General features: G+C 69.3%; 1 protein-coding gene. It reads right to left on the bottom strand.

Annotation, left to right across the window (positions count from 1 at the left end):
* A partial coding sequence (locus SB752_RS32030; RefSeq protein WP_410719444.1) for a hypothetical protein occupies nucleotides 1-368 on the bottom strand: 368 nt, incomplete at both ends.

Raw genomic sequence — 368 nt, 5'->3', positions numbered from 1 at the left:
CGCGCGCCACCTCGTCAAACGCGACCCCGGCTTTCAGCTTCTCGAGCACACCGGCGGCGCTCGCCGCATCCCGCACCGCGATGATCCGCGTCTGATACTCGCGCGGGCCTTGCTCCGCGACCATCGCGTCGTAGGCCGACTTGACCTGTGCATCCGTGACGGCTGGCACCTGCAGATGGCGCTCCAGGTACAGCCGGTTCTCGGCGTTCACGCGCGTCGTTCCCGTCAACCCCGCGACCGTCGGCGCACGGTCCAGGCCTTCGCCAAGCGCCGCCTGCCGAACCAGTTCGCGCCCGATGAGCCCGCGCACGGCAACCTCGCGCATTTCTGGACTGTCGGGCAAGTGCGTCTTGGCCAGCACGTCGTCC

The sequence above is a fragment of the Brevibacillus sp. SIMBA_040 genome (assembly GCF_046535075.1).
Lineage (GTDB): Bacteria > Bacillota > Bacilli > Brevibacillales > Brevibacillaceae > Brevibacillus.
Note: the sequence above shows the minus strand (reverse complement) of the source record. Positions and strands in the feature narration are given on the sequence as shown.